Below are 23,992 nucleotides of genomic sequence, written 5' to 3' on the forward strand. Positions count from 1 at the left end.
CCAAACGGCTCCTGCGGTAACGCTCTCAACTTTCCTTGAAAATAGGATCGTTGACGAAATTGCCGCCCTGATAGACGTGAAGGGCCGCTTTCGGGTCTGGTTTGCCAAGTGCCGCGTCGATTTCCGCGCGATAATGCTCGGCATTGTCCTGCGGCTTCCAGCCCAGATAGCTGGCATGCGAGTTGTCCCACCAGGCTGCATCATTGTTGGAGATGCCCCAGATCACCGGGCACCCCAGCATCGGCGCCCGGAACGTGCACTCGATAAGACGCTTGAAATCCGCATGGGACATCCAGCTGGACAGCATGCGATGATTGCTTGGCTTTTCCATGCAGCTGCCAATGCGAACAAGCGCCGTTTCCTGACCGAATTTCTCGAAATACATCCGCGCCAGCTGTTCGCCGAAACATTTGGAGACACCGTAAAGACCATCCGGCCGCGTTGGCGATGTCGCGTCGATCTTCTCATCCTGACGGTAGAAGCCGACTGTGTGGTTGGAACTTGCAAACAGGATGCGCGGATGGCCGTTGGCGCGCGCTGCTTCGTAAAGATTGTAGAGGCCGAGCAGGTTGGCGTTCAGAATCTTCGAGAACTTGTCTTCGACGGACACGCCACCGAGATGCACGATCCCGTCACAACCTTCTACCAGCTTATGCACGGCATCCGCATCACCCAGATCGCATTGAACGAGTTCCTCGTTCGGTCCGGCCTCACCCAGATTGCTGATATCTGACAGGCGCAGGATATCGGCCACATCGGCAAGACGCGTGCGCATGGCACGCCCCAGCGCGCCGGCGGCACCGGTGATCAACAGTCGTTTCAAGATTTCCTCCATCGGCAGGCAGCGCGCCACAACTCGTAGGCTCGCCGGGTCAACTCATCATACATGTTGGCAGAAGCGCGTCAACACGCTACAGCTATTGCATTGATGTACAGGCTGGCGAGCAGACCATCCGGAGATGCAGGCTTTGAAGGAGATGTCCATGGCAATTGCAGGCAAAAGCGGGACACCGGGCGGTGCAGGCACGCTGGCCTCGCGACTGGGCGACGTTCTGCGGCAATCAATTATGGCAGGGCATTATCCACCAGGCACGAAGCTGCCGAGCGAAGCACAACTGGGCGAACAACACGGCGTGAGCCGAACTGTGGTGCGCGAGGCAATCGCAGCACTTCGGGCGGACCGCCTCGTGGAGGCACGTCAGGGTGCCGGCGTGTTTGTGCTGGAGCCGCCGGTTGCCAGCAGTCCGGCCCCCATGTCGATCGAGAACATTGACTACGCTCGCGTTTCCTCTGTCATTGAATTTCTGGAACTGCGCACGGCGGTAGAAGTGGAAGCGGCAGGCCTTGCTGCTCTTCGCCGCTCTCCGGCACAGGAAGAGGTTATTTTCGAGCGTCACTATGCGGTGCAGGCCTGTTTCGAAGCGAACAAGCCGACCAGCGAGGCGGACTTCGCGTTGCACTTAGCGATTGCCGAGGCGACCAACAACTCGCGCTTCAGGGATTTCCTGTCCCTGATCGGCAAAAACATCATCCCCCGCGCAGCGCTTCGCAATGAAGAGTCGGAAGCCGATCAGGCAGCCTATATCAAGCTGCTGAACGAAGAGCACAACGCCATCATTTCTGCCATTTCAGCTGGGGATGAGGACGCCGCCCGCGATGCAATGCGCAGGCATCTGCGCGGCAGCCAGTCTCGCTACCGAACGCTCCTCAGAGAGCAAAGACAATTTGTAAGATAAGTTATTGACACTTGTATGTTGAATCTATACGAAATTGAGCGGAGGAGACTTCTACAAAGGATACACTGATTATGACGCCTCAAGAGATCAAGGCGGCGCTTGGCGCGGGCCTTTTGTCTTTCCCAGTGACGCATTTCGACGGCGAAGGCCAGTTTCAGGCTGAAAGCTATCGCCGCCATATCGAGTGGCTGTCAGGCTTCGAGGCGCCCGTTCTGTTCGCCGCAGGCGGCACCGGCGAGTTTTTCTCGCTTTCACCGGATGAAATTCCCGGCATCGTCAAGGCGGCAAAGGAAGCATCCGGCAAGACCGCAATCGTCTCCGGCTGCGGCTTTGGCAGCCATGTCGGCACCGAGCTGGCAAAGTCTGTCGAAAAGGCTGGTGCAGACGGCATTCTGCTTCTGCCGCATTACCTCATCGACGCGCCGCAGGAAGGTCTCTATCAGCACGTCAAGAAAATCTGCCAATCCGTTGGCATCGGCGTTATGGTCTACAACCGCGACAACTCGGTGCTTTCCGTCGACACGTTGAAGCGCCTGTGTGACGAGTGCCCGAACCTTGTCGGCTTCAAGGATGGTACGGGCGATATCGGCCTCGTGCGCCAGATCACGGCGACCATGGGCGATCGCCTCACTTATCTCGGCGGCATGCCGACTGCCGAACTGTTTGCCGAAGCCTATCTCGGCGCTGGTTTCACGACCTATTCCTCTGCCGTCTTCAACTTCGTTCCCGGCCTCGCCGTCGAGTTCTACAAGGCGCTGCGGGCTGGCGAGCGCGAGCACTGCGAGAAGATCCTGCGGGACTTCTTCTACCCGTTCATGGCGATCCGCAATCGCCGCAAGGGCTATGCGGTTGCCGCTATCAAGGCGGGCGTGCGCCTGCAGGGCTTCGACGCTGGCAAGGTTCGTGCTCCGCTCGATGACCTGACCAAGGAAGAAGAAGGCATGTTGCTGGACCTCATCGGCCCCTGGAAGCGTGGCTGATCCAACTCACTCAAGACTGGGCGCTTCATCGGTTTCTCACCGTTGAAACGCCCGACTGGGAAAAGCCTATGAAGATTGCTGAAGTTCGCACACATTTGTTGGAGCACAAGCTTGACGTGGCATTCGAAAGCGCATCCATGCGCTTCGACCGCAGGGCACATATTCTGGTGGAGATCATGTGCGACGACGGCACCACGGGCTGGGGCGAATGCCTTGGGCCGGCCAGACCCAATGCGGCCGTGGTCCAGGCCTATGCCAACTGGCTGATCGGCGAAAATCCGCTCGAAACCGAAAAGATCTGGGCTCGCCTTTACAATGTACTTCGCGATCAGGGTCAGCGCGGCCTTGCTGTCACAGCGCTGTCCGGCATCGACATTGCGCTTTGGGATATCAAGGGCAAGCATTTCGGCGTGCCTGTATCGATCCTGCTCGGCGGGCGCTTCCGCGAAAGCATCAAGGCCTATGCGACCGGCAGCTTCAAGCGTGACGGTGTGGACCGCGTCGAGGACAATGCGACGGATGTTGCCCGCTACTGGAAGGAAGGTTTTCACGCCACCAAAATCAAGATCGGATTCGGCGTCGAGGAAGATCTGCGCGTCGTTCGTGCTGCCCGCGATGCCGTTGGGTCCGAGATGCGCATCATGGTAGACGCAAACCACGGTTACGACGTGGTGGAAGCCGTGCGCTTCGGCCAGGCAGCCGCAGAACTGCACCTCGACTGGTTCGAAGAGCCTGTAGTGCCGGAACAACTGGCCGCTTATCGCGAAGTTCGCCAGCGCCAGCCAATCCCGGTTGCCGGTGGTGAAACATGGCATTCCCGCTGGGGCATGCGTGAGCCGGTGGAAACGCGTTGCGTCGATATTCTCCAGCCTGATCTTGCAGGCGTTGGCGGCTTTACCGAAGCCAAGCGCGTTGCCGATCTGGCGGCACTCCATGGCATTCGCGTCGTGCCGCATGTGTGGGGAACGGCCGTTCACATCGCCGCTGCACTTCAGTTCATGGCGGCGATGATCCCGAGCCCTTGGCGCGTGAACCCGATCGAGCCGATTCTTGAATTCGACCGAACAGATAATCCGTTCCGTCAGGCCATCGTCAAGACCCCGATTGAGCACGTTGACGGCATTGTAGCCATCCCCGATGGTCCAGGTCTAGGCATTGAAATCAACCGCGATGCACTCGCAGAATTCAAGATGAAGGACGCCTGATGCTCGTTCGCCCAACCTCCGGCCGCAAACCCGCTATTCTCCTGCCGGAAGGCACCGTAGATACGCAGATGCATATGTACCTACCGGGTTTTCCGGCGCTGCCTGGTGGTCCAGGCTTGCCCGCAGGGGCTCTTCCGACGCCAGATCAATATAGCGCATTCATGGACTGGCTGGGCATAGACCGCGTTATCATCACGCAGGGAAATGCGCAGCAGCGCGACAATGGGAATACTGTCGCATGCCTGAAAGCCATGGGCGATCTGGCACGGGGCGTTGCGGCCGTAGGGCCTGAAGTTTCAGACGCGGAACTGGATGCGCTGGGTGAAGCGGGCGTGGTTGGCCTGCGGATCATGGATCTGCCCGGTGGCGCAACCGATCTTTCTGCATTGGAAGTACTGGATGCCAAGGCAGCCGCACGCGGCTGGATGCTAGCCATTCAGTTCGACGGTAGCAATGTTCTGGACCACGAAACGCGGCTCGTACGCCTGCGTTCGCGCTGGGTGCTGGATCATCATGGCAAATTCTTCTGCGGCATCACGCCTGACAGCCCGCATGTAGATGCCGTCAAAAGGCTGATCGATACCGGGCGCTGCTGGTTCAAATTTGCCGGAGTGTATGAAAGCTCGAAGACTGGCGGCCCGGGCTACGACGATGTCGCAGCCATTGCGCGCCTCATGGCGGCCTATGCGCCGCAACGCATCGTGTGGGGCACCAACTGGCCGCACAATCTGGCCAAGGAACAAAAAGACTATCCGGACGACGTGAGCCTGCTCGAAAAGGTGCTCGGCTGGCTGCCGAACGAAAAGAGCAGGCATCTGGCACTCGTGGAAAACCCGGAAGAACTTTTCAAACTGCCCAAGTGGCAGGGCTAAAGCATGGCGCGCAAAAGGGTGCAGCGGTTTTGCTATAACGACATGCGGTAAAACAAACACTTAAAGCGTCAGGAGCGAATTTGAAAAATCGCGACACGCTTTAGATACGCCCACATAAAAAGCGTGGTTGGAGGAGATGGCCACGCGACAACAGGAGGAAAGCATGAAACTGACCAAGATTCTTGGCCTCGCAATTGGCTTTGCCATGAGCACGGCACTGGCCGCACATGGGCAGCAGATCACACTGCGCTCGGCTGACATTCACCCAGATGGTTATCCGACCGTAGATGCGGTGAAATACATGGGCAAGCTCGTTTCCGAGCGCACCAATGGCCGCATCAACATTCAGGTCATGAACAATTCCGTTCTCGGTAGCGAGAAAGATACGATCGAGCAGACTCGCTTCGGCGTGATCGATATCAACCGTGTCAACGCGGCACCGTTCAACAACCTCGTCAAGGAAACGGTCGTGCTCGGCATGCCGTTCCTGTTCCGCTCGACGGAACACATGCACAAGACGGTAGACGGCCCGATCGGCGAGGAAATCCTAAAGGCCTTCGAACCGCATGGTCTCGTTGGTCTTGCCTATTACGATTCCGGTGCGCGCTCTTTCTACACGACGAAGAAGCCGATCCAGAAGCTTTCCGATCTCAAGGGCCTGAAGATCCGCGTTCAGCAGTCTGACCTCTGGATCGCCATGATGCAGGCCTTCGGCGCCAACCCGACGCCGATGCCGATGGGCGAAGTCTATTCCTCGCTGGAGACCGGCGTGGTCGATGGTGCGGAAAACAACTGGCCATCCTACGAATCAGCCCGTCACTACGAAGTCGCGAAGAACTATACGCTGACGGAACACTCGCTGAACCCGGAAATCCTAGTCATGTCCAAGATCTCCTGGGACAAGCTGAAGCCGGAAGACCAGAAGATCATCAAGGCGGCAGCCAAGGAATCGGTCGCCAAGATGCGTGAGCTCTGGAGCGCGCGCGAAAAGGTCTCCGAAGAGAAGGTTCGTGCCGGTGGCGTGAACGTGATCAAGGTAGACAAGAGCGAGTTCTCTGCTGCCATGAAGCCCGTCTACGACAAGTTCGTGACCGATGCGAAGCTGAAGGATCTCCTGACACGCATTCAGGACGTCAAATAAGTTGACGATTGCAAGCCGGCTCCAGAAGGGGCCGGCTTTTTCAATGCGCCTGATCTCACAGTAGCGCAGAAGGAATTCGGGGAAATGAGAAAATTCATGCTGGGCATCCGCCCGTTTTTGGCCGCCTTAAGCCGGCTTTCGCTCTACATCGCCGGGACCGGCATCGTGGTGATGACATTCATCGTCGGCTGGCAGGTCTTTGCGCGGTATGTTCTGAACGATTCTCCCAGTTGGTCGGAACCGCTTTCGCTGCATCTGATGCTCTGGTTCATCATGCTGGGCGCCGCGGTTGGCGTGCGCGAGAGCGTACATCTCGGCCTCGATATCGTTCGCTACGCCATGCCCCGCTCGATCCAGCGCCTGATGGATCTGGTAAGCCTCGGGCTCGTCGCCTTCTTTGGCGCCGCCATGGTTTACTATGGCGTCCAGCTTTCTGCAGGCACCTGGGGTGCAACCATTCCCGTTCTGGGCTGGCCCGGTGGCGTCGACTTTTTCCCCTTGATCGTGGGTGGCGCAATGATCGCTCTTTTCGGCCTTGAACGCTTTATCGACATCGCACTCGATCTGGAGCCCGCTGCCGACACTGAAGTTCTGGAGGCAGCATAATGGCCTATACGATCCTGTTCGGGTCCTTCACCCTGCTGATGCTGATCGGCATGCCCATCGCTTTCTGCTTGGGTATCGCCTCACTCGCCACCATCCTCTACATGGGCCTGCCGCCCATCGTCATCTTCCAGCAGATGAACTCTGGCATGAACGTCTTCGCAATGATGGCGATCCCGTTCTTCATTTTTGCAGGAGACCTGATGGTGCGCGGCGGGATCGCCACGCGTCTCATCCGCTTCGCTGCCGGCATTGTCGGCCACCTGCGCGGCGGTCTGGGACAGGTGAACGTGGTGGCATCCACCTTGTTCGGCGGCATCTCAGGCTCTGCCGTGGCGGATGCGTCGGCTGTCGGTGGTTTGATGATCCCGCAAATGGCCGCACGCGGCTATGACCGTGGCTATGCCGTGAACGTGACCGCAAATGCCGCGATCATTGCCCTGATGATCCCGCCATCGCACAACATGATCCTCTACTCGATCGCCGCTGGCGGCAATGTATCGGTGGCGGATCTTTTCACAGCAGGCATCATTCCTGGCCTTCTTTTGGCCGCCGCCTTGATGTTTACGGCATGGTTCGTGGCCAAGCAGCGCGGCTACCCCTCCGAACCCTTCCCCGGCTTTGCGAAGGTTCTTTATTTCTTCGTCTCCTCGGCACCGGGCATTCTGTTGATCGCCATCATCTTCGGTGGCGTTCGTTCCGGTGTTTTCACGGCAACTGAAAGCTCCTGCATCGCGGTGCTCTACGCACTGCTTGTGGCCATGTTCGTGTATCGTGAACTCGACTGGCACGGTTTTGTCGAGGCGGTCATGGGTGCGGTTCGCACTACGGCCATGGTGCTCCTCGTCATCGGAACCGCCGCCTCTTTCGCCTGGCTGATGGCTTTCCTTCAGGTGCAAGGGTTGATGATCAGCGCGATTTCGACGATCTCGGACAATCCGATCATCGTCCTCCTCGTTATCAACATAATCCTGCTGATCCTCGGCACATTCATGGACATGGCACCGATGGTCATTATCTCCACGCCGGTGCTTCTGCCGGTCGTGAAGGCCTTCGGGGTCGATCCGGTTCATTTCGGCGTCGTGATGATCCTCAATGCTGGTATCGGCCTCAACACACCTCCGGTTGGCACGGTCCTGTTCGTTGCCTGTGCCGTCGGAAAAATCACCATTCGCGAAGCCATGCGCACCATCTGGCCGTTCTTCGGCGCCAGCATCGCTGTGCTCATGCTCGTGACCTACGTGCCCGCGCTCTCACTGTGGCTGCCCAGCCTGTTCCGGTGAAGTGCCACCAATCTGCCACGAGAGCCTGACCGACGAAGCGATCCGCCGGTCTTTTTGCATGCAGAACAGGTACGGGTACTGCCGCAGGTCCGCCCCACGATGGTACGGCACCACCCGCCTCTCTCAAGGATAAATTACACCCTTCTTGAGAATGACGTTCGCATAAAGCCGAGGCTCGCTTGTCTGGATGACGGTGTGCGCCGCCTTCACGCGTGGATAGAAGTCCGAGCCGAGCAAGGGGACGACAGACTGCTTGGGTTCATGCCGCCCGCAGCAGGCGATGATGTCTTCGTGCACAGGATCGAGTGCATCTCGGTCCTTGCCGACGGTCGAGCGGAAGATTGCCTCGGGAACAAAGTCGTCGATCGGCAGGATCGACAGAACTGCATCCAGGACCGGAATCAGGTGATGGCCGTCCAGCCGCACCAGTCGCCGTGCGTGTTCAAGGCCCGGATAATTGCCGTCGACAATCGCGAGTTCATCCCCATGCCCCATGGCACGCAAAGTAAAGAGCAGTTCAGGGCTGAGCAGTGGATTGAGACCCTTGAGCATCAGGCAAGCTCCTTGAAAAGTACATTCTGGTCGATGAGGTAGCGGGCGAAAATCGGAAGACTTGCGCCACCAATAGCACGTGCCTGAGCGCCCACCGCACCTTCGAGAATATCGGGAATGATGACACCCTGGAGGTCGAGCCGGGTGACCGCCTCCCTCGTTGCTTGCACGACACGCTTGCGCACCCAATCTGGAAAACCGCCATCGATGACGGCAGCACCGAAATCGATGACGGAGGCGGATGCAACGATGGCCTGCGCAAGTGCCTCCGCCGTATCGCGGATCCACAGTTCCAGCGGTGCGCCAAAGTCCACCCAATCGTCAGCCGAATACCAGAGGGGCTGTGGATCTATGCTTTGGTCGAGGAGCAGTTTCTCGAGGACGAAGATTGACGCAATATCAAGAAGCTGCCGGTTCTCACCGTTCTTGCCACGCACTGGCAGCGGACCAAGCGCGCCTGCGGTGCCCGTTCGACCGGAATAGACCGCAGAATTCAGGACAATGCCGCCGCCGATGAAGGAGCCGATGAAGAAATAGACGAAATCGGGATAGGATGGCCCAACGCCGAAAACAAGTTCAGCACCACAAGCGCTTGTCGCATCGTTCTGAAGATGAACCGCATGGCGAACGCGGGCAGCAATTTCGGCCTGGAGATCGACACCGAGCCACTCATCCATGGCCCCTGGAGGTGCGCCAACCTCCTCAGCCCAGTTCCAGAGCTCAAAAGGTGCTGCAATCCCTATGCCGGCGATGCGTGCCAAGGTATCCCGATCCAGCCGGGCTTCAATCGACTCGATCCCCGACATGATGATCGCAATGATTTCATCAGGCTTCGGATAGGCATAAGTCTGGCGGAACTGGTGGCGGATGCGCCCGATGAAATCCATCAGCACGACATCCGCGCTGCGCCGCCCGATTTTCACCCCAAAGGAAAAGACCGCGTCGGGATTGAGGCGCATGGGAATGGAAGGCTGACCCACCTTCCCGCGAACCGGTTCGCCTCTCAGCAGGAGGCCATCGTTTTCGAGGGCGCGCATAATAACGGAAACGGTTTGAGCAGAGAGACCGCTCGCTCTGGTGATGTCTGCCTTGGACAGCGATCCATGCAGTCGAACGAGCGACAACACCAATCTTTCGTTGTGCGCACGCACGCGCACCTGATTGGAACCGCCCGCGAAACTTACGGCAGGCGGTAAAACAATACTGTCGCTGGAGTTGTCATGGACGGTCATGGCCACCCCTCCCTTAAGGCACCCAAGCTCCTCAAAGCACAACCTATCGATCAAGAATTAATAAATCAACTGGATTTATTTATTGACAGTATGAGAAGTTTCGACATTATGAGGGCCACGGGCAGGCGGCTTGGAGGAGGCGTCTGGTGCTTGAAACCGGTCGAGGCCCGCACAAAATCCGCCGCGCGGATACTGAGTTAACCTGGGAGGAAGATCCATGAAGAAAACCGTTCTGACCGCTGCATTTGCGACACTAGCTCTTGGCGTTGCCTTTGCTGCACCGGCCTCTGCAGCCGGCGTTTCCGCATGCCTCATCACCAAGACGGATACAAACCCCTTCTTCGTCAAGATGAAGGAAGGCGCGACTGCAAAGGCCAAGGAACTGGGCGTGACGCTGAAGTCCTATGCCGGTAAGATCGATGGCGACTCCGAAAGCCAGGTCGCTGCAATCGAAACCTGCATTGCTGACGGCGCAAAAGGTATCCTTCTGACAGCCTCCGACACCAAGGGTATCGTTCCCGCAGTCGAAAAGGCCCGCAAGGCAGGTGTTCTGGTCATCGCACTCGATACACCGCTGGACCCGATCTCCGCCGCTGACGCAACCTTCGCAACGGATAACCTGCTGGCTGGCGAACTCATCGGCAAGTGGGCTGCCGCAACACTGGGCGATAAGGCAAAGACCGCAAAGATCGCGTTCTTGAACTTGACACCGGCACAGCCCTCCGTTGACGTCATGCGCAACCAGGGCTTCATGAAGGGCTTCGGCATTGATGTCGGCGATATCAACCGCATCGGCGATGAAAAGGATCCACGGATCGTCGGTCACGACATCACCAATGGTAACGAAGAAGGCGGCCGTACAGCCATGGAAAATCTTCTCCAGAAGGATCCAAGCATCAACGTCGTTCACACCATCAACGAGCCCGCTGCCGCCGGTGCTTATGAAGCGCTGAAGGCTGTCGGCAAGCAGAAGGACGTTCTGATCGTATCCGTCGATGGCGGCTGCCCGGGCGTCAAGAACGTCAAGGAAGGCGTGATCGGCGCGACCTCCCAGCAATATCCTCTGCTGATGGCATCGAAGGGCATTGAAGCGATTGCCGCCTTTGCAAAGGACGGCACGAAGCCCAAGCCGACCGAAGGCAAGAACTTTTTCGACACCGGTGTTTCCCTGGTGACCGACAAGCCTGCCAAGGGCGTTCCTTCGATCGATACGAAGGAAGGCACTGCGAAGTGCTGGGGCTGATGCCCTTCCCTGCTTGATCAAAAAGATCAAGGGGCGGCTTCGGCCGCCCTTCACTTAAAGAGAACAGGCAACAAAACCTTGCTGAATACCTTCTCCGATTGAAGAATGAATTTTCCATCGCCGGCGATCTGAGGTTTGTCACCTGAATGCCGGCCCTCGCATCCGGTAAGATGCCCTAGGGAGGAAAACATGAGCGAGCCACAAGCCGCCACGAAGCCGCATCTCGAATATGAAAAAGTGCTTTCAGGCAGTTCGACGCAGGTTGCGCAGTTCGATACGCACGATAAGACCGCACTCCAGAAGTTTCAGCATTTCCTTCATGGAAACCCGGCAGCCGTTCCGCTGCTCGTCCTTCTGATGTCGGTCATCATCTTCGGCTCGATACTCGGCACCAAGTTCTTTTCAGCTTTTTCCATGACGCTGATCCTACAGCAGGTGGCCATTACCGGCATCATCGGCGCCGCACAGACGCTGGTGATCCTGACGGCCGGCATTGATCTGTCGGTCGGCGCAATCATGGTGCTGTCTTCCGTCGTGATGGGCCAGTTCGCCATTCATTATGGTGTACCCGTTCCCCTGGCCATTCTCGCAGGCTTCGCGGTCGGCGCGATCTGCGGCCTGATCAACGGGTTTTTGATCGCACGTATCAAACTACCGCCCTTTATTGTCACACTGGGCATGTGGCAGATCGTTCTCGCATCGAATTTTCTCTACTCGGCAAACGAAACCATCCGCTCGCAGGATCTGGCCGCAAACGCGCCTCTTCTCCAGCTGTTTGGACAGAGCATCCAGGTCGGCGGTGCAGTCTTCACCTACGGCGTCATTGCCATGGTGCTTCTCGTCGGCGCCCTCTGGTATGTTCTGAACTCCACCGCCTGGGGACGTCACCTCTATGCAGTCGGCGATGATCCGGATGCTGCGGAACTTGCAGGCGTCAACGTCAAGAAGATGCTGATCTCCGTCTACACGATCTCCGGCGTCATCTGCGCCTTGGGTGGCTGGGCTCTGATCGGCCGTATCGGTTCGGTTTCTCCGACAGCTGGCCAGTTTGCAAACATCGAATCCATCACGGCCGTGGTCATCGGCGGCCTGTCACTCTTTGGCGGACGAGGCTCGATCCTTGGAATGCTTTTTGGAGCTCTGATCGTCGGCGTTTTCCAGCTCGGACTTCGTCTCATCGGCACCGATCCACAATGGACCTACATGTTGATCGGCCTTCTCATCATAGCAGCCGTCGCAATCGACCAGTGGATCAGAAAGGTAGCAGGCTAATGGCACAGGAGCCCATTCTCTCGGCACGCGGACTGGTCAAGCGCTATGGCAAGGTGACCGCCCTCGACAATGCGGATTTCGACCTCTATCCGGGCGAAATCCTGGCGGTTATCGGCGATAACGGCGCAGGCAAGTCCTCTCTCATCAAAGCGATCTCCGGCGCCATCAACTCCGATGAAGGCGAGATCAAACTGGAGGGCAAGACTGTCAGCTTCCGCTCTCCGATAGAGGCGCGCAAGGCGGGTATCGAAACGGTTTACCAGAACCTTGCCCTGTCTCCGGCGCTGTCGATCGCTGACAACATGTTCCTCGGCCGCGAAATTCGAAAGTCCGGCGTCATGGGTAGCGTTTTCCGCAAGCTCGATCGTCCGGCTATGGAAAAGTTTGCCCGTGACAAGCTTTCGGAACTCGGCCTGATGACCATCCAGAACATAAACCAGGCGGTGGAAACACTATCCGGGGGCCAGCGTCAGGGCGTAGCCGTTGCCCGTGCTGCAGCCTTCGGGTCGAAGGTCATCATTCTGGATGAGCCAACGGCAGCACTTGGCGTCAAGGAAAGCCGCCGCGTGCTTGAACTCATTCTGGATGTCCGCTCGCGCGGTATTCCGATCGTACTGATCTCGCACAACATGCCGCACGTCTTCGAAGTTGCCGACCGCATCCATATCCACCGGCTCGGCAAGCGCCTTACGGTTATTAACCCGAAGGACTACTCCATGTCCGACGCAGTCGCATTCATGACCGGTGCAAAAGCTCCGGAACCGCTGGCAGCCTGACATCTCCTGACGCCAGTTATCTGGGCCGTGCCTTGACCCCAAGCACGGCCCTTCTTTTGCTTGAGATGATATTTCGGCAACACCTCTGACAAATTGTCTGAAAATTGAACTACCTGTCAGACGTGCCGTCCTTTTGCCAATTTTAGCATTTTTCAATCTGTGGCTTCCGGTATAGGAAGAATCGGACTCTAGTGGTGTGTCTCCATAAGAATACCTGGTTCTGACCTTCTCATCCTTTGAATGCTCCTCCGGTGACAACGCCGGCGGAACCATAATCGTTGGAATGCTACTGTGACGACTGTTTCTTCAGGCAGCGGCGTGAGCCCGGCTGCATCGCTTGCGCATGTCAAGGCCGCAGGATGGGGCAAGGGCCTCTCCATTATCACCCGCATCACGGTCATGGCGCTGAGGCATCCCTGGCAGACCACACTCGCCATCGGCGCCACCTTCGTGGCGTCTGGCTTCCAGCTGATGATCCCACAATTGCTGGGTCATGCCATCGATCAGGCACAGGGGATTGTAGCAGGCGATTCCAGCAATACGGATGCGCAGGACGCGCTCCTCGTGACGGCGCTGCTTCTCCTCGGCGCCAGCATTCTGCGCGGTCTGTTCACCATGGTGCAGAACTATTTCAGCGAAGCGGTCGGCCACCACATCGGCTACGAGCTACGTCTTGCCTGCTATGAGAAGATCCAGCGGCTCTCCTTCAGTTTCCATGACAGCGTTCATTCCGGTGATCTGATCACCATCGGCCTTCTCGATCTCGAAGGCGTGCGCATGTATTTCTCGACAGCATTGGTACGCATGATCCTGCTTTCCGTGCTGATTGGCATTGGAGCCTACCTTCTTCTCTCGACAGACTTCATTCTTGGACTGCTGGCACTCAGTTTCGTTCCTTTCGTCGGCTGGCGGTCATCCATTGCACAGCTTCGGCTTCGCGCCACCTGGCTGGATCTGCAGGAACGCCTGCAGGTGTTAACGCGGGTCATGGAGGAAAATCTCGGCGGCATCCGCGTTGTCCGCGCTTTCGCAGCACAGGATCATGAACTGGCCAAGTTCGATGCGGCTTCCAGAAATGCGCTCGAACTGGCACATCAGCGCGTTGGCATCCGAGTTGCCAACACCAGCGCCATGAACCTTTCCTTCTTCATTTCCATGGGATTGGTTCTCTGGGTTGGCGGCGGAAAAGTGCTTGCGGGCGAGATCACGGTTGGCACGCTCGCATCCTTTCTGACCTTCATGACGATCCTGCAGATGCCGGTGCGCCAGCTTGGCCTGATGGTGAACGCCTTTGCCCGCGCGTCGACCTGTGGCGCCCGTCTCTTCGGCCTGCTCGACATGGACGTTGCAGTCAAGGACGCGCCACAGGCGACTGACCTCATAGTTTCAGACGGAACCTTGCGGTTCGAAAACGTTCGCTTCGCCTATCCTTCCGCTCCCGAAAACCCGACCTTGAATGGCATCAGTTTCGAGGCGAAACGCGGCGAAACCATTGGTATCGTCGGCCCCCCGGGCAGCGGCAAATCCACCATCGCTCACCTGATCCCGCGTTTCTATGACGTTGATACCGGTCGCATCACGATCGATGGACAGGATATCAAGGACGTTTCGTTGAAGTCACTGCGTCGGTCGGTGGTTGTCGTGCAACAGGATAGCTTCCTGTTCACCACCACGATCGAGAACAACATTGCCTATGGCGACCCCTGGGCCAATGAAAACCGGATTGCCAAGGCAAGCGAAAGCGCACAGTTGCACAATTATGTGCTGGGCCTGCCCTCAAGCTATGGCACGGTCGTGGGCGAACGCGGTGTCTCCTTGTCCGGCGGCCAGCGGCAACGTCTCTCCATCGCTCGCGCCCTGATGCTGAAGCCTGCCGTGATGGTGTTCGACGATTCAACCGCAGCGATCGACGCAGCGACCGAGCAACGCATTCGAAGCGCCATGCGCCGCTATGCCAGCGATCGGGTCACCATTGTCGTGGCACATCGCCTGAGTTCCCTGATGGATGCGGACAAGATCCTGTTCGTGGAAGAGGGCCGCATCGTCGAGCAGGGAACCCATGAAGAACTGCTGGCGCAGAATGGACGCTACCGTGCGCTGTACGATTTGCAGATCCGTCCTGACGATGACGCACTGACTGGTTGAGGAGGACGAGATGGCAGAGGAACTGGAAACAGAGCGCCCAGACATCCGCGATGACGGACGCCGCCCGCCCCGCGCGGTCGTTGGTTCTCACCGGATCGAAGAGGAGATCTTCGGCAAGGTCTTCGACAAGAACATTATAAGCCGCATCTGGGCTTTCGTGGAGCCATACCAGCGAAAGGTCTGGCTCGCTGTTGCTGCCGTTCTGGCCTTCACCGCCATGCAGTTGATCATCCCGCTGATCATTCGCTACGCAATCGATCATGGCATGCAGCCCGGCACTGAGGGAAATGTGCTGCTTTATGCACTCGCCGCCTTTGTGGTCGCTATCCTTATCAATTACGCCGCCTCCTATGCGCAGGAAACGCTGGTCGGCAATGTGGCGGAAGACGTGCTTTTCTATATTCGCCGCGCCATGTTCACCCACCTTCAGCGGGTGTCTCTGTCCTTCATGGACAAGACGGAAGTTGGACGGCTGATGTCACGCCTGCAGGGAGATGTGAACTCCATGCAGGAGTTCCTGGAAACCTCCGTGCTCTCGGTCGGCGATATCACGCTCCTGATCGGCATCGTCGCGGTCATGCTCTACCTCGATTTCGGTCTCGGAATGTTGACCCTCTCCGCACTGCCGGTTCTGTTTGTCGTTCGCGTCTTCTGGCTGCCCAAGGCACGCCTCTCCTTCATGGCAGCGCATGAGACGAACTCTATTGCCAGCGGCGCTCTGGCGGAAGCCATTCACGGTGTTCGTGCCGTGCAGGGCATGGATCGCCAGAACGTTAACTTCACGCTGTTCGACGACAAGGCGAAGGCTAATCTGCGTACCCACCTGCATGCAGCACGGCTTGCGCAGGTCATGGTGCCGATTGTCGATACGCTAACCGGTATCGCCATGGCGCTGGTGATTGTCGTGGGGGGCGTACGCGTGCTCAACCAGGCGCTCGATGTAGGCGTCATGGTTGCCTTCCTCTTCTACATCCAGCGCTTCTTCGATCCGATCCGGTCCCTGACGCTGCAATACTCGGTGATGCAGCGCGCCATGGCGTCCGGTCAGCGCCTGACGGATGTTCTGGATGTATCAGTCGACATCCAGGACAAGCCGGATGCCAAGGTTCTTTCGCCGGATATGGACGGCTCGGTGGAATTCCGAGATGTGGTGTTCGGCTACAATCCCAAGCATCCGGTGCTGAAGAATGTCAGCTTCCGGGTTAATCCCGGTGAAACGGTTGCATTGGTTGGGCCGACCGGCTCCGGCAAATCCAGCTGCATGTCGCTGATCCATCGCTTCTACGATGTTCAGCAAGGTTGCGTGCTCGTGGGCGGTCACGACGTGAGAGATCTGACACAGGACTCGCTCGGCCGTCAGATTGCCATGGTGCTTCAGGAGCCATTCCTGTTTACCGGCTCCGTTCTGGAAAACATCCGCTACCACAGGATGGATGCCACCCGGGAGCAGGTCATTGAGGCGGCTACGGCTGTCGGAGCCCATGATTTCATCATGCGGATGCCGGATGGCTATGACAGCCTGCTTGGCCAACGCGGCGGAAATCTATCACTCGGTCAGCGGCAACTCATCAGCTTTGCCCGCGCGCTGGTCGCGGACGCAAAGATCCTCGTGCTCGATGAGGCCACCGCCAATATCGACAGTTACACCGAGATGCTGATCCAGAAGGCGCTGGTCAAGCTTCTGGAAGGCCGCACGGGACTGGTGATTGCTCACCGTCTGGCTACCATTCGCGAGGCAGACCGTATCATCGTTCTGCAAAACGGAGAGCTGATCGAAAGCGGCAACCACGCCGAACTGATGCGCAATGAGAAGCTCTATTCAAAGCTCTATAACCTCAATTACTCATCCTTCGATGATATTCCTGATGACATGATCGACAAAGGCGCATTGACCTGAACGGAACTTCGGCAAGACCTCTCCGTTTTCAGTGCAAACGGAGAGCCCTCAATGAGCGAAGACAAAAAGGCACAGACCGCCGTAGAACAGGCGAAACCCGAAACAAAATCCGGCAGCGCAAAGCCTGCCGCAGGACCCCATGCACAAAAGCATCTGACTGATCATGAAAAGACACCGGGAACCGGTTCTCTTCCAGACAAGAGGTCTGGCGATGTCGATGCGGGTTCCGAGTAGACATCCCGCGGCTTATTGACGGCTTGCAGTTGGCCCTACTTGCCGCTACCCCTCAGGGAGACTTTAGCAGGCAAGGCCAACGGATGAGCGGCGAAACCATCACCCTTTACGAAGCAATCGGCGGCGATGACACTGTTCGCAGGCTCACACGTCGATTCTATCAACTCATGGACGAGTTGCCGGAAGCTGCAAGATGTCGGGCAATTCACCCCGCGGACCTTTCAGGGAGCGAAGCCAAGCTCTACGATTATCTCACCGGCTATCTGGGTGGTCCGCCCGTCTATGTGGAAAAATACGGCCACCCCCGGTTAAGGGCCCGACACTTTGGAGCACCCATTGGCGCCGCAGAACGTGACGAGTGGCTGTTGTGTTTCTCCCGGGCCATGGAAGAGACAATCGAAAACCCCAAACTGCGCGAGATCATCTGGGCTCCGATCGAGCGTCTGGCGCACCACATGCAAAACCGTGAAGAGGATCAGGCGTAATGCTGGCGAGAACGCGTCCTCTCATTCTGATGCTTTGCGGCTTTCTGGGCGCTTCCGGTGTCATGCTTGCCGCTGCGGCAAGTCATGGTGAAGACGCACGCCTGCTCGGCTCTGCCTCCACCATGTGCCTTGCCCATGCGCCCGTTCTTCTTGGGCTTTGGATTGCCGGAGCACGGCTCAAGACCGCGCAGCTTTCGGCTCTTGTCCTGGCGATTGGAACCATCCTCTTTGCTGGCGATCTGCTATCTCGCCATTTCGGCCATGGCGCCTTGTTTCCTATGGCGGCGCCAACGGGTGGCCTCGGCATGATCGCTGGTTGGCTTCTCATTGCCATTGGCGCCTTTTACAAGGAAACGAGCTGAGAATTTCGCTGGATAGCAAATTGTCGTTTAAACATAAAAGTTTATCAGAAATCCCTGCACACCCAACTACGGCGAACGCTCCATCCAGGTAATCTGGTCTCGCATCTGCATTTTGATGCGCTTCAACTCCATGATGCGAAGTGGATCTGGCTGGGGCATCTTCGTTTCCAGCTCAATCTTGCGCTCTATAAGCGAATAGCGATTCTTCAGGGCTTTCAACAGCGGCGTCATCGTTACCTCCAATGACGCACAGCATCACAAAAATGCGACGATAGTTCCAATTCATTGACACAATGACTTTGATAGACGACATCTATCATATGCCATTCAGACCGACACACCGCCAGTTGGAGTATCTCGTAGCGCTAGACGCTACCCGTCACTTTGGTCGCGCCGCCGAGCGTTGCCATGTCTCCCAACCCACGCTGTCCGTACAGCTTGCGCTCCTGGAAAAGCAACTGGATGTGAGCCTTATCGAACGCACTCCCGGAGCAATTACCCTCTCCCCCGTTGGGCATCAGATTGCCGCCGCAGCGCGCACCATTCTATCCACGCTGGACGAGATCGTAGCCATCGCGACCTCGGGACGCGATAATCTGGGCGGTCTCATCCGCCTCGGCGTCGTGCCAACCTTCGGACCCTATCTTCTGCCTTCAGTATTGCCTCAGTTGCATGAAGCCTATCCGACACTTCGGCTGCATGTCCGGGAAGATCGTCCCGCATTTCTGGAAGATCAGGTTCTGAATGGAGCCATTGATTGCGCCCTTGGTCAGAAGCCGCAGAATGAAGACATCTTTGCTTTCGAACAGATTTGCGTGGAGCGAATTTTCCTGGGCGTGTCATCAAGGCACAGGCTGGCAGACAGAAAAACGGTCGCATTGAAGGATCTGAAGAGCGAAACACTCCTCACACTCGGCAAGGGCCACCGACTTCTGGAGAATGTGCGCGAACTGGCAACCGTATCCGGGGCCATCATGGCGGAAGATTACGAGGGAACCAGCCTCGATACACTGCGGCAGATGGTATCCATCGAGATGGGTCTGTCATTGTTTCCAGAATTATACGCCTTGTCTGAAATGATCAGGGAGCCAAGCGTTGTCCTGAAGGAGATTTCGGATTGGCCGGCCCATCGGGAAATCGGCTTCTTCTGGCGAAGAACAAGCGCGAGATCCGCACATTTCCAAACACTCGCCGGTCGTACGCGTGAGGTCGCCCAGCAAAAGCTCCGCCAATAGACGGGCGATCACGATACAGCAGGAGGCTACACTTTTGATGAATTGCGGCGGCTCGAACTTCTCTTCATGATCCCGAAGATGAGGAACATGAAGCATGCATGATTTGGTGGGACAGCCGGTCCGCTTTGAAGCCACTGACAGCTACTCGCTCGGCGGCTTCGTTTGGCATTCTGGAGACGCCGAAAACAGACCGTTTGTGCTCATAACCTGCGCCACGTCCGTGCGCTGCCGTTACTATGCGCGCTTTGCGCAATATTTGTTCGAGCATGGCTACAACGTTCTGACCTATGACTATCGAGGTATCGGCGAATCGCGGCCACCATCTTTGAAAGATTGCGATGCCGATTGGGCAGACTGGGGCGAGAAGGATCTCGAAGGCGCTCTTCGCTACATTCGCGAGCTTTCACCCAACGCCGGGATCCACGCGGTCGCTCATTCCATTGGTGGCTTCGCACTTGGGCTCGCGCCATCAAATCATCTGGTTGAGCGGGCACTTATGGTCGGAGCCCAGTTCGCCCATTACCGCGACTATGCGGACGAGCAAAAATGGGCAATGCTCTGGCGCTGGCATGTCGTAATGCCCTTGCTGACAAGGCTTTGCGGCTATTTTCCCGCGAAAAAACTGGGTTGGATGGAGGATACGCCAGCCGGTGTCGCTCTCGACTGGAGCAGGATGGGACCGGCTTTCGAGCGCTCGATAAGACGCAAACCACGCAACCGCACTGAAGCGGCTGCCATGGATCTGAAACGAAACATGCGCGGCCTTTCAGCGCCGATTCTCGCCATAGCCACTATTGATGATCCGTTCGCTACCGTTGCTGCCACCAAGCGCTTGTTGGACTACTATGAAAATTCGAAGCGGTACTATCTTCGGCTAAGGCCATCGACCGTTGGTGAAAATGCAATCGGACACTTCGCCTTCTTCCACGACCGCTATCGCGACAAGCTCTGGCCTCTAGCCCTACAGTGGTTACAGGATGGCGAACTCCACTCGTCGGTAAGAGATGATCTCTACAGCGTGCCTGAACCTGTGACTTCCTCACCATAGCGCCCAGTCAGCGAACCGAAACATGACCCACAAAGTCGCTTGAATGCCATCGTATGAAATTGTATGGAAGTGACGACATTAAAACAGTTGGCCCTATGACCGTCAAAGCACCATCCGAGAGCGTGACACAGCGCGTGGAGCGACAACTCCGAAGCGATATTCTCACACTCGCGCTGCCACCCGGCTCTCGCCTGTCCGAGCAAGACATCGGTTCGCGATACGGCTCCTCTCGACAGCCTGGCCGCGAAGCATTGATTGCACTTTCAAAAAGCCGGCTGGTTGAAATACTGCCCCAGCGAGGCGCGGTCATTGCAAAGATTTCCGTCGCAAAGCTGATGCAGGCAGCCTTCGTGCGCGAGGCGATCGAGACGGCTGTCATCAGATCGGCCTGCAGTTCATTCCATTTCCACGCGCGCACACGCCTGGAAGATTGCCTCAAGGCTCAGGAACGCGCAGTGGAGAGTGGCGATCGCGCCGAATTTCGCCGCTACGATGATCTCTTCCACCGCACGCTTGCAGATGGCGCGGGATTGATGATGGCCTGGACGGTTGTAGAAGACCTGAAGGCCCACATCGATCGTGCCTGCTGCCTTTCCTTGGGCAAGGGGGATGCGCTGCGGAAGCTTCTTGCAGAGCATAAGGCAATTGTCGCCGCCCTTGATGCACGCGACAGCCACGCAGCCGAAGCCGCAATGAAAAGTCATCTGTCCGAATTGCTACAAGACCTGCCGACTTTGGAAGCGGCTCATCCGGACATTTTTGAATAAAAGGGAGTGATACCTATGACAACCACGATCGAGACACGACATGCCGTCCATTATTCGCAGTCAGAGCGCATGACGAGCGCGGAACTACGTGAAAACTTCATGATCGAACGCCTTTTCGTCGCCGGTGAGATATACGCAGCCTACACGCACTACGATCGAATGTTGATTGCAGGCATCATGCCTGCATCAAGCCCCATCTGGATCGGCCCAGAACTGGCAAAAGTCGTCGGCACAGACTTCCTGCTTGAGCGTCGCGAGTTAGGCCTGATCAACATCGGTGGCAAAGGCAAGGTAACCGCAGATGGTACTGTCTACGATGTCGATTTTCAGGATGGTCTTTATCTTGGAATGGGCATCAAGGACATTTCATTCGAAAGCGCGGATCCTGCAGCACCCGCAAAGTTCTACATTAATAGCGCACCTGCTCACGCAAGCTTCCCATCCCGCGTCATTTCAAAGGCAGATGCGATTGAAAACAATCTCGGCGATCAGCTGACCTGCAACAAGCGCAAGCTGTATCAATACATTCACCCCAAGGTCCTGCCGACCTGCCAGTTGCTGATGGGCCTCACGCGTCTGGAGCCAGGCAGCGTCTGGAACACGATGCCAGCCCACCTGCATGATCGGCGTATGGAAGCCTATGTGTATTTCGAAATCCCGGTAGAAGCCTTCGTCGTGCATCTGATGGGTCGCCCTCAGGCGACCAACCATCTGATTATCCGCAACGAACAGGCCGTCGTTTCTCCTCCGTGGTCGATTCATTGTGGTTCGGGTACCGGCTCCTACGCATTCATCTGGAGCATGGCCGGTGACAACCAATCCTTCACCGATATGGACTTCGTGCCGATGAAGGAGCTCAAGTAAGATGAATCTCTTCGATCTGAGTGGAAAGCGCGCCTTGGTAACCGGAGCGCGGACAGGACTGGGCCAAGGCCTGGCATTGGCACTTGCCAATGCTGGTGCCGACATCATAGTGCTAGGCTCTCGTTCCATGAGTGAGACAGCCCGAAAGGTCGCGGACGCCGGACGCAATTTCGAGGAAGTCATTTATGATCTTACCGATCCAGGAGGCCTTGCCGATGTCGTTAGAGCACTGACTGAAACCGCCAACATCGATATCCTGGTGAACAATGCGGGACAGATTCGTCGCGCGGATTTTACCGATTTTTCGGAGCAGGACTGGGACGACATCATGAATATCAACCTGAAGAGCACCTTCAGGCTCTCACAGGCCGTCGTCAAGCATATGGTCAACAAGGGTATCGCAGGCAGGATCATCAACATTGCCTCGCTCCTGTCCTTCCAGGGCGGCATTCGCGTTGCGTCCTACACATCGAGCAAGCACGCGGTTGCCGGTCTGACGAAGCTTATGGCCAATGAGCTGGCGGCCAAGGGGATAACAGTTAACGCGATTGCACCGGGCTATATGGATACCGACAATACGGAAGCGTTGAGAAACGACCCGAACAGGAACCGATCGATCCTGGAGCGCATTCCGGCAGGCCGATGGGGCACGCCCTCCGACCTGGATACGGCAGCCTTGTTTTTCGCCTCTCCAGCGAGTGGCTATGTGACCGGTCAGGTATTGGCTGTCGATGGCGGCTGGCTTGCAAGGTAATGAATGCCTTGGTGTGAGCCCTTCAGGGGTTCACACCCTTTCCACTCTAGTCGACGATGTCAGTTGGTTTGCTTTGTTGGTGACGGCTACTGAGCTCGCGGGTCGGAGCAGTTGACGCTGTTTAGTGTCATCTCACTTGGATGAGACGTTGTCGTGCCGTGCGGCGTTTTGTAGCAGTTCGTGCGATCCCATTGCGCCGGGCTTGATTGCATTGAGATGGCGTTGTGACAACGGGAGGACAATGCTGCGAAGGCAGGCGTGGGCGCAGAGCTGGCTCGGTCTGAACAGTTTCGGGCGTTTTGCTAAGTGGATTTCCGCCTCGATTATGCCGCCACCATCATTGGTGCCAGCGCGTTGAAGTAGGCCTGATCCGGCGTCTGCCGGTCAAGGGATGAATGTGGGCGTTGGCTATTGTAAAAGGTCAGATAGCCGCCAATGCCGAAGCGGGCCTCAGATACGGTCTTGTAGGCGTGGAGGTAGACCTCCTCGTATTTGATCGAACGCCAGAGCCGCTCGACGAAGACGTTGTCGCGCCACGCACATTTGCCGTCCATCGAGACGGCAATCTCAGCTTTCTTCAGCACCGCTGCGAAGTTGATCGAGGTGAACTGCGGTCCCTGATCTGTGTTGAATATGTCCGGCTTTCCACAGCGAGCCAGCGCCTCCTCGACCGCTTCGATGCAGAAGGCTGCTTCCATGGTGATCGACAGCCGCCACGATAGAACCCTCCGGCTGAACCAGTCCACGACGGCGCAGAGATAGACGAAGCCGCGAGGCATCGGCAGTGGAGTGAGAAGCGCAGATGCGCTTCTCCTCCCCGAACCGTACGTGCACCTTTCAGCGCATACGACTCTCTGTTCAAGCTTGGCCCATGGCCATAGCAACGTCGTGGTAGCGCGACGTGACGGTACTGCGGTCTTTAAGCCGGAAGATGTATGGGTTTCCCTCCGGATTGCGCCACCGGAATTGCGCCTGGGGGCTTGAGACAAGCCGTTGCAGCGCTTTCCCGACAGGGTCACCGCGTTTACTGCGACCATACACGAACCAGGTTTTCGCTTTGCCCGGTTCCGGGACCCTGACCCATTTCCGCATCAAGGGTTTGATGCGAGATCGATACTTTTGTCCCAGCCAATGCGCCATTTTGCAGAACACTACATGATCGATGCGCCGGAAGACGTACGCTGTGAAGTCGGTGAACTTGTAGAACGCCGCCCATCCCACCAATTGGCGATTTAGGTCGTGGTGATGATTTAAGGATTGGGATTCCCAAAAGAGCGCAAATCGGATTCAAAGCTGATTTTGGAGA

Annotated in this window: 25 protein-coding genes and 1 pseudogene; 20 read left to right on the forward strand and 6 right to left on the reverse strand. The window is 57.1% G+C overall.

Translation table 11 applies throughout. The features are described 5' to 3' along the window. Positions 1-25: 25 nt before the first annotated feature. Positions 26-823 carry an NAD-dependent epimerase/dehydratase family protein gene (locus MUU53_RS17940; RefSeq protein ID WP_247262105.1) on the reverse strand — a complete coding sequence of 266 codons (798 nt, stop codon included), beginning with the start codon at positions 821-823 and terminating at the stop codon, positions 26-28. Between the two features lie 160 nt (positions 824-983). Between MUU53_RS17940 and MUU53_RS17945 the strand changes: the two genes are divergently transcribed. The 7 genes from MUU53_RS17945 to MUU53_RS17975 all read left to right on the forward strand — a co-directional run bounded on the left by MUU53_RS17945 (position 984) and on the right by MUU53_RS17975 (position 7,820). Continuing rightward, positions 984-1,736 (forward strand): FadR/GntR family transcriptional regulator, encoded by a 753-nt coding sequence (locus MUU53_RS17945; RefSeq protein ID WP_247262106.1) that lies wholly within the window; start codon positions 984-986, stop codon positions 1,734-1,736. 71 nt (positions 1,737-1,807) lie between these two features. Next, positions 1,808-2,716, forward strand: coding sequence for a 5-dehydro-4-deoxyglucarate dehydratase (gene kdgD, locus MUU53_RS17950; protein ID WP_247262107.1), 909 nt, complete (start codon positions 1,808-1,810; stop codon positions 2,714-2,716). Positions 2,717-2,784: 68 nt separating this feature from the next. Next, complete coding sequence (locus MUU53_RS17955) at positions 2,785-3,921, forward strand: mandelate racemase/muconate lactonizing enzyme family protein (RefSeq protein ID WP_247262108.1); 1,137 nt, start codon at positions 2,785-2,787, stop codon at positions 3,919-3,921. Further along, positions 3,921-4,793, forward strand: a complete 873-nt coding sequence (locus MUU53_RS17960) for an amidohydrolase family protein (protein WP_247262109.1) — start codon at positions 3,921-3,923, stop codon at positions 4,791-4,793. The genes MUU53_RS17955 and MUU53_RS17960 overlap by 1 nt, the downstream gene beginning before the upstream one ends. A gap of 205 nt (positions 4,794-4,998) precedes the next feature. Further along, positions 4,999-5,934, forward strand: a complete 936-nt coding sequence (locus tag MUU53_RS17965; protein WP_377307231.1) for a TRAP transporter substrate-binding protein — start codon at positions 4,999-5,001, stop codon at positions 5,932-5,934. 84 nt (positions 5,935-6,018) lie between these two features. Further along, positions 6,019-6,540, forward strand: a complete 522-nt coding sequence (locus tag MUU53_RS17970; protein WP_247262111.1) for a TRAP transporter small permease — start codon at positions 6,019-6,021, stop codon at positions 6,538-6,540. Continuing rightward, positions 6,540-7,820, forward strand: a complete 1,281-nt coding sequence (locus MUU53_RS17975; protein ID WP_247262112.1) for a TRAP transporter large permease — start codon at positions 6,540-6,542, stop codon at positions 7,818-7,820. The genes MUU53_RS17970 and MUU53_RS17975 overlap by 1 nt, the downstream gene beginning before the upstream one ends. 123 nt (positions 7,821-7,943) lie before the next feature. Here MUU53_RS17975 and MUU53_RS17980 read toward each other — a convergent pair whose 3' ends face one another. Both MUU53_RS17980 and MUU53_RS17985 read right to left on the reverse strand, forming a co-directional pair. After that, positions 7,944-8,372 (reverse strand): RbsD/FucU family protein, encoded by a 429-nt coding sequence (locus MUU53_RS17980; protein WP_247262113.1) that lies wholly within the window; start codon positions 8,370-8,372, stop codon positions 7,944-7,946. Further along, positions 8,372-9,604 carry an ROK family transcriptional regulator gene (locus MUU53_RS17985; RefSeq protein WP_247262114.1) on the reverse strand — a complete coding sequence of 411 codons (1,233 nt, stop codon included), beginning with the start codon at positions 9,602-9,604 and terminating at the stop codon, positions 8,372-8,374. Before MUU53_RS17985 ends, MUU53_RS17980 begins: the two co-directional genes overlap by 1 nt. A gap of 217 nt (positions 9,605-9,821) precedes the next feature. Here MUU53_RS17985 and MUU53_RS17990 point away from each other — a divergent pair, with 217 nt between their 5' ends. From MUU53_RS17990 to MUU53_RS18025, 8 genes are all read left to right on the forward strand, one after another. Further along, a complete protein-coding gene (locus MUU53_RS17990; protein WP_062556262.1) occupies positions 9,822-10,847 on the forward strand; it encodes a sugar ABC transporter substrate-binding protein in 1,026 nt (341 codons plus the stop codon). A 189-nt stretch (positions 10,848-11,036) separates the two neighbouring features. Further along, the gene (locus MUU53_RS17995) at positions 11,037-12,119 is read left to right on the forward strand and encodes an ABC transporter permease (RefSeq protein ID WP_247262115.1); all 1,083 of its coding nucleotides are present in this window, start codon (positions 11,037-11,039) and stop codon (positions 12,117-12,119) included. After that, positions 12,119-12,895, forward strand: a complete 777-nt coding sequence (locus MUU53_RS18000; RefSeq protein ID WP_247262116.1) for an ATP-binding cassette domain-containing protein — start codon at positions 12,119-12,121, stop codon at positions 12,893-12,895. Before MUU53_RS17995 ends, MUU53_RS18000 begins: the two co-directional genes overlap by 1 nt. A 291-nt stretch (positions 12,896-13,186) precedes the next feature. Beyond that, positions 13,187-15,040, forward strand: coding sequence for an ABC transporter ATP-binding protein (locus tag MUU53_RS18005; RefSeq protein ID WP_247262117.1), 1,854 nt, complete (start codon positions 13,187-13,189; stop codon positions 15,038-15,040). Positions 15,041-15,050: 10 nt separating this feature from the next. After that, complete coding sequence (locus tag MUU53_RS18010; RefSeq protein ID WP_247262118.1) at positions 15,051-16,937, forward strand: ABC transporter ATP-binding protein; 1,887 nt, start codon at positions 15,051-15,053, stop codon at positions 16,935-16,937. Positions 16,938-16,988: 51 nt separating this feature from the next. Beyond that, positions 16,989-17,171, forward strand: coding sequence for a hypothetical protein (locus MUU53_RS18015; protein WP_247262119.1), 183 nt, complete (start codon positions 16,989-16,991; stop codon positions 17,169-17,171). An 83-nt stretch (positions 17,172-17,254) separates the two neighbouring features. Further along, positions 17,255-17,656 (forward strand): group II truncated hemoglobin, encoded by a 402-nt coding sequence (locus tag MUU53_RS18020; RefSeq protein WP_247262120.1) that lies wholly within the window; start codon positions 17,255-17,257, stop codon positions 17,654-17,656. Continuing rightward, positions 17,656-18,018: a DUF423 domain-containing protein gene (locus MUU53_RS18025; RefSeq protein ID WP_247262121.1), complete on the forward strand. Its 363-nt coding sequence runs from the start codon at positions 17,656-17,658 to the stop codon at positions 18,016-18,018. The genes MUU53_RS18020 and MUU53_RS18025 overlap by 1 nt, the downstream gene beginning before the upstream one ends. Before the next feature lie 66 nt (positions 18,019-18,084). On the opposite strand, the gene MUU53_RS18030 is transcribed toward MUU53_RS18025, so the two are convergent. Further along, the gene (locus tag MUU53_RS18030; RefSeq protein ID WP_082547289.1) at positions 18,085-18,249 is read right to left on the reverse strand and encodes an HP1242/YdcH family protein; all 165 of its coding nucleotides are present in this window, start codon (positions 18,247-18,249) and stop codon (positions 18,085-18,087) included. Between the two features lie 89 nt (positions 18,250-18,338). On the opposite strand from MUU53_RS18030, the gene MUU53_RS18040 reads away from it, so the two are divergent. The 5 genes from MUU53_RS18040 (at position 18,339) to kduD (ending at position 22,686) form a co-directional block, all read left to right on the forward strand. Continuing rightward, positions 18,339-19,253 (forward strand): hydrogen peroxide-inducible genes activator, encoded by a 915-nt coding sequence (locus MUU53_RS18040; protein ID WP_281435185.1) that lies wholly within the window; start codon positions 18,339-18,341, stop codon positions 19,251-19,253. A gap of 94 nt (positions 19,254-19,347) precedes the next feature. Further along, complete coding sequence (locus MUU53_RS18045; protein WP_247262122.1) at positions 19,348-20,301, forward strand: alpha/beta hydrolase family protein; 954 nt, start codon at positions 19,348-19,350, stop codon at positions 20,299-20,301. A 95-nt stretch (positions 20,302-20,396) separates the two neighbouring features. Further along, entirely contained in the window at positions 20,397-21,068 is a 672-nt protein-coding gene (locus MUU53_RS18050) for a GntR family transcriptional regulator (RefSeq protein WP_247262123.1), read from the forward strand. A 15-nt stretch (positions 21,069-21,083) separates the two neighbouring features. Beyond that, complete coding sequence (gene kduI, locus MUU53_RS18055) at positions 21,084-21,932, forward strand: 5-dehydro-4-deoxy-D-glucuronate isomerase (protein ID WP_247262124.1); 849 nt, start codon at positions 21,084-21,086, stop codon at positions 21,930-21,932. A gap of 1 nt (position 21,933) precedes the next feature. Beyond that, a complete protein-coding gene (gene kduD / locus MUU53_RS18060; protein ID WP_247262125.1) occupies positions 21,934-22,686 on the forward strand; it encodes a 2-dehydro-3-deoxy-D-gluconate 5-dehydrogenase KduD in 753 nt (250 codons plus the stop codon). Positions 22,687-23,009: 323 nt separating this feature from the next. Here kduD and MUU53_RS18065 read toward each other — a convergent pair. Both MUU53_RS18065 and MUU53_RS18070 read right to left on the reverse strand, forming a co-directional pair. Next, positions 23,010-23,480, reverse strand: a pseudogene (locus tag MUU53_RS18065) (transposase); the annotation flags it as partial. Between the two features lie 64 nt (positions 23,481-23,544). Then, positions 23,545-23,907 carry a group II intron maturase-specific domain-containing protein gene (locus MUU53_RS18070; protein ID WP_247262129.1) on the reverse strand — a complete coding sequence of 121 codons (363 nt, stop codon included), beginning with the start codon at positions 23,905-23,907 and terminating at the stop codon, positions 23,545-23,547. Between the last annotated feature and the right edge of the window lie 85 nt (positions 23,908-23,992).

Source organism: Affinirhizobium lemnae (genome assembly GCF_022968395.1).
Taxonomy (GTDB): Bacteria; Pseudomonadota; Alphaproteobacteria; order Rhizobiales; family Rhizobiaceae; genus Neorhizobium; species Neorhizobium lemnae.

Coding starts and splice junctions, on each gene's coding strand:
- MUU53_RS18025 (WP_247262121.1), top strand. CDS start 17,656: ATGCTGGCGAGAACGCGTCCTCTCATTCTGATGCTTTGCGGCTTTCTG.
- MUU53_RS17990 (WP_062556262.1), top strand. CDS start 9,822: ATGAAGAAAACCGTTCTGACCGCTGCATTTGCGACACTAGCTCTTGGC.
- MUU53_RS18000 (WP_247262116.1), top strand. CDS start 12,119: ATGGCACAGGAGCCCATTCTCTCGGCACGCGGACTGGTCAAGCGCTAT.
- MUU53_RS17980 (WP_247262113.1), bottom strand. CDS start 8,372: ATGCTCAAGGGTCTCAATCCACTGCTCAGCCCTGAACTGCTCTTTACT.
- MUU53_RS17965 (WP_377307231.1), top strand. CDS start 4,999: ATGAGCACGGCACTGGCCGCACATGGGCAGCAGATCACACTGCGCTCG.
- MUU53_RS17960 (WP_247262109.1), top strand. CDS start 3,921: ATGCTCGTTCGCCCAACCTCCGGCCGCAAACCCGCTATTCTCCTGCCG.
- MUU53_RS18040 (WP_281435185.1), top strand. CDS start 18,339: ATGCCATTCAGACCGACACACCGCCAGTTGGAGTATCTCGTAGCGCTA.
- kduI (WP_247262124.1), top strand. CDS start 21,084: ATGACAACCACGATCGAGACACGACATGCCGTCCATTATTCGCAGTCA.
- kdgD (WP_247262107.1), top strand. CDS start 1,808: ATGACGCCTCAAGAGATCAAGGCGGCGCTTGGCGCGGGCCTTTTGTCT.
- MUU53_RS18015 (WP_247262119.1), top strand. CDS start 16,989: ATGAGCGAAGACAAAAAGGCACAGACCGCCGTAGAACAGGCGAAACCC.
- MUU53_RS17945 (WP_247262106.1), top strand. CDS start 984: ATGGCAATTGCAGGCAAAAGCGGGACACCGGGCGGTGCAGGCACGCTG.
- MUU53_RS18045 (WP_247262122.1), top strand. CDS start 19,348: ATGCATGATTTGGTGGGACAGCCGGTCCGCTTTGAAGCCACTGACAGC.
- MUU53_RS17995 (WP_247262115.1), top strand. CDS start 11,037: ATGAGCGAGCCACAAGCCGCCACGAAGCCGCATCTCGAATATGAAAAA.
- MUU53_RS18010 (WP_247262118.1), top strand. CDS start 15,051: ATGGCAGAGGAACTGGAAACAGAGCGCCCAGACATCCGCGATGACGGA.
- MUU53_RS18050 (WP_247262123.1), top strand. CDS start 20,397: ATGACCGTCAAAGCACCATCCGAGAGCGTGACACAGCGCGTGGAGCGA.
- MUU53_RS17970 (WP_247262111.1), top strand. CDS start 6,019: ATGAGAAAATTCATGCTGGGCATCCGCCCGTTTTTGGCCGCCTTAAGC.
- MUU53_RS17985 (WP_247262114.1), bottom strand. CDS start 9,604: ATGACCGTCCATGACAACTCCAGCGACAGTATTGTTTTACCGCCTGCC.
- MUU53_RS18030 (WP_082547289.1), bottom strand. CDS start 18,249: ATGACGCCGCTGTTGAAAGCCCTGAAGAATCGCTATTCGCTTATAGAG.
- MUU53_RS18020 (WP_247262120.1), top strand. CDS start 17,255: ATGAGCGGCGAAACCATCACCCTTTACGAAGCAATCGGCGGCGATGAC.
- kduD (WP_247262125.1), top strand. CDS start 21,934: ATGAATCTCTTCGATCTGAGTGGAAAGCGCGCCTTGGTAACCGGAGCG.
- MUU53_RS17975 (WP_247262112.1), top strand. CDS start 6,540: ATGGCCTATACGATCCTGTTCGGGTCCTTCACCCTGCTGATGCTGATC.
- MUU53_RS17955 (WP_247262108.1), top strand. CDS start 2,785: ATGAAGATTGCTGAAGTTCGCACACATTTGTTGGAGCACAAGCTTGAC.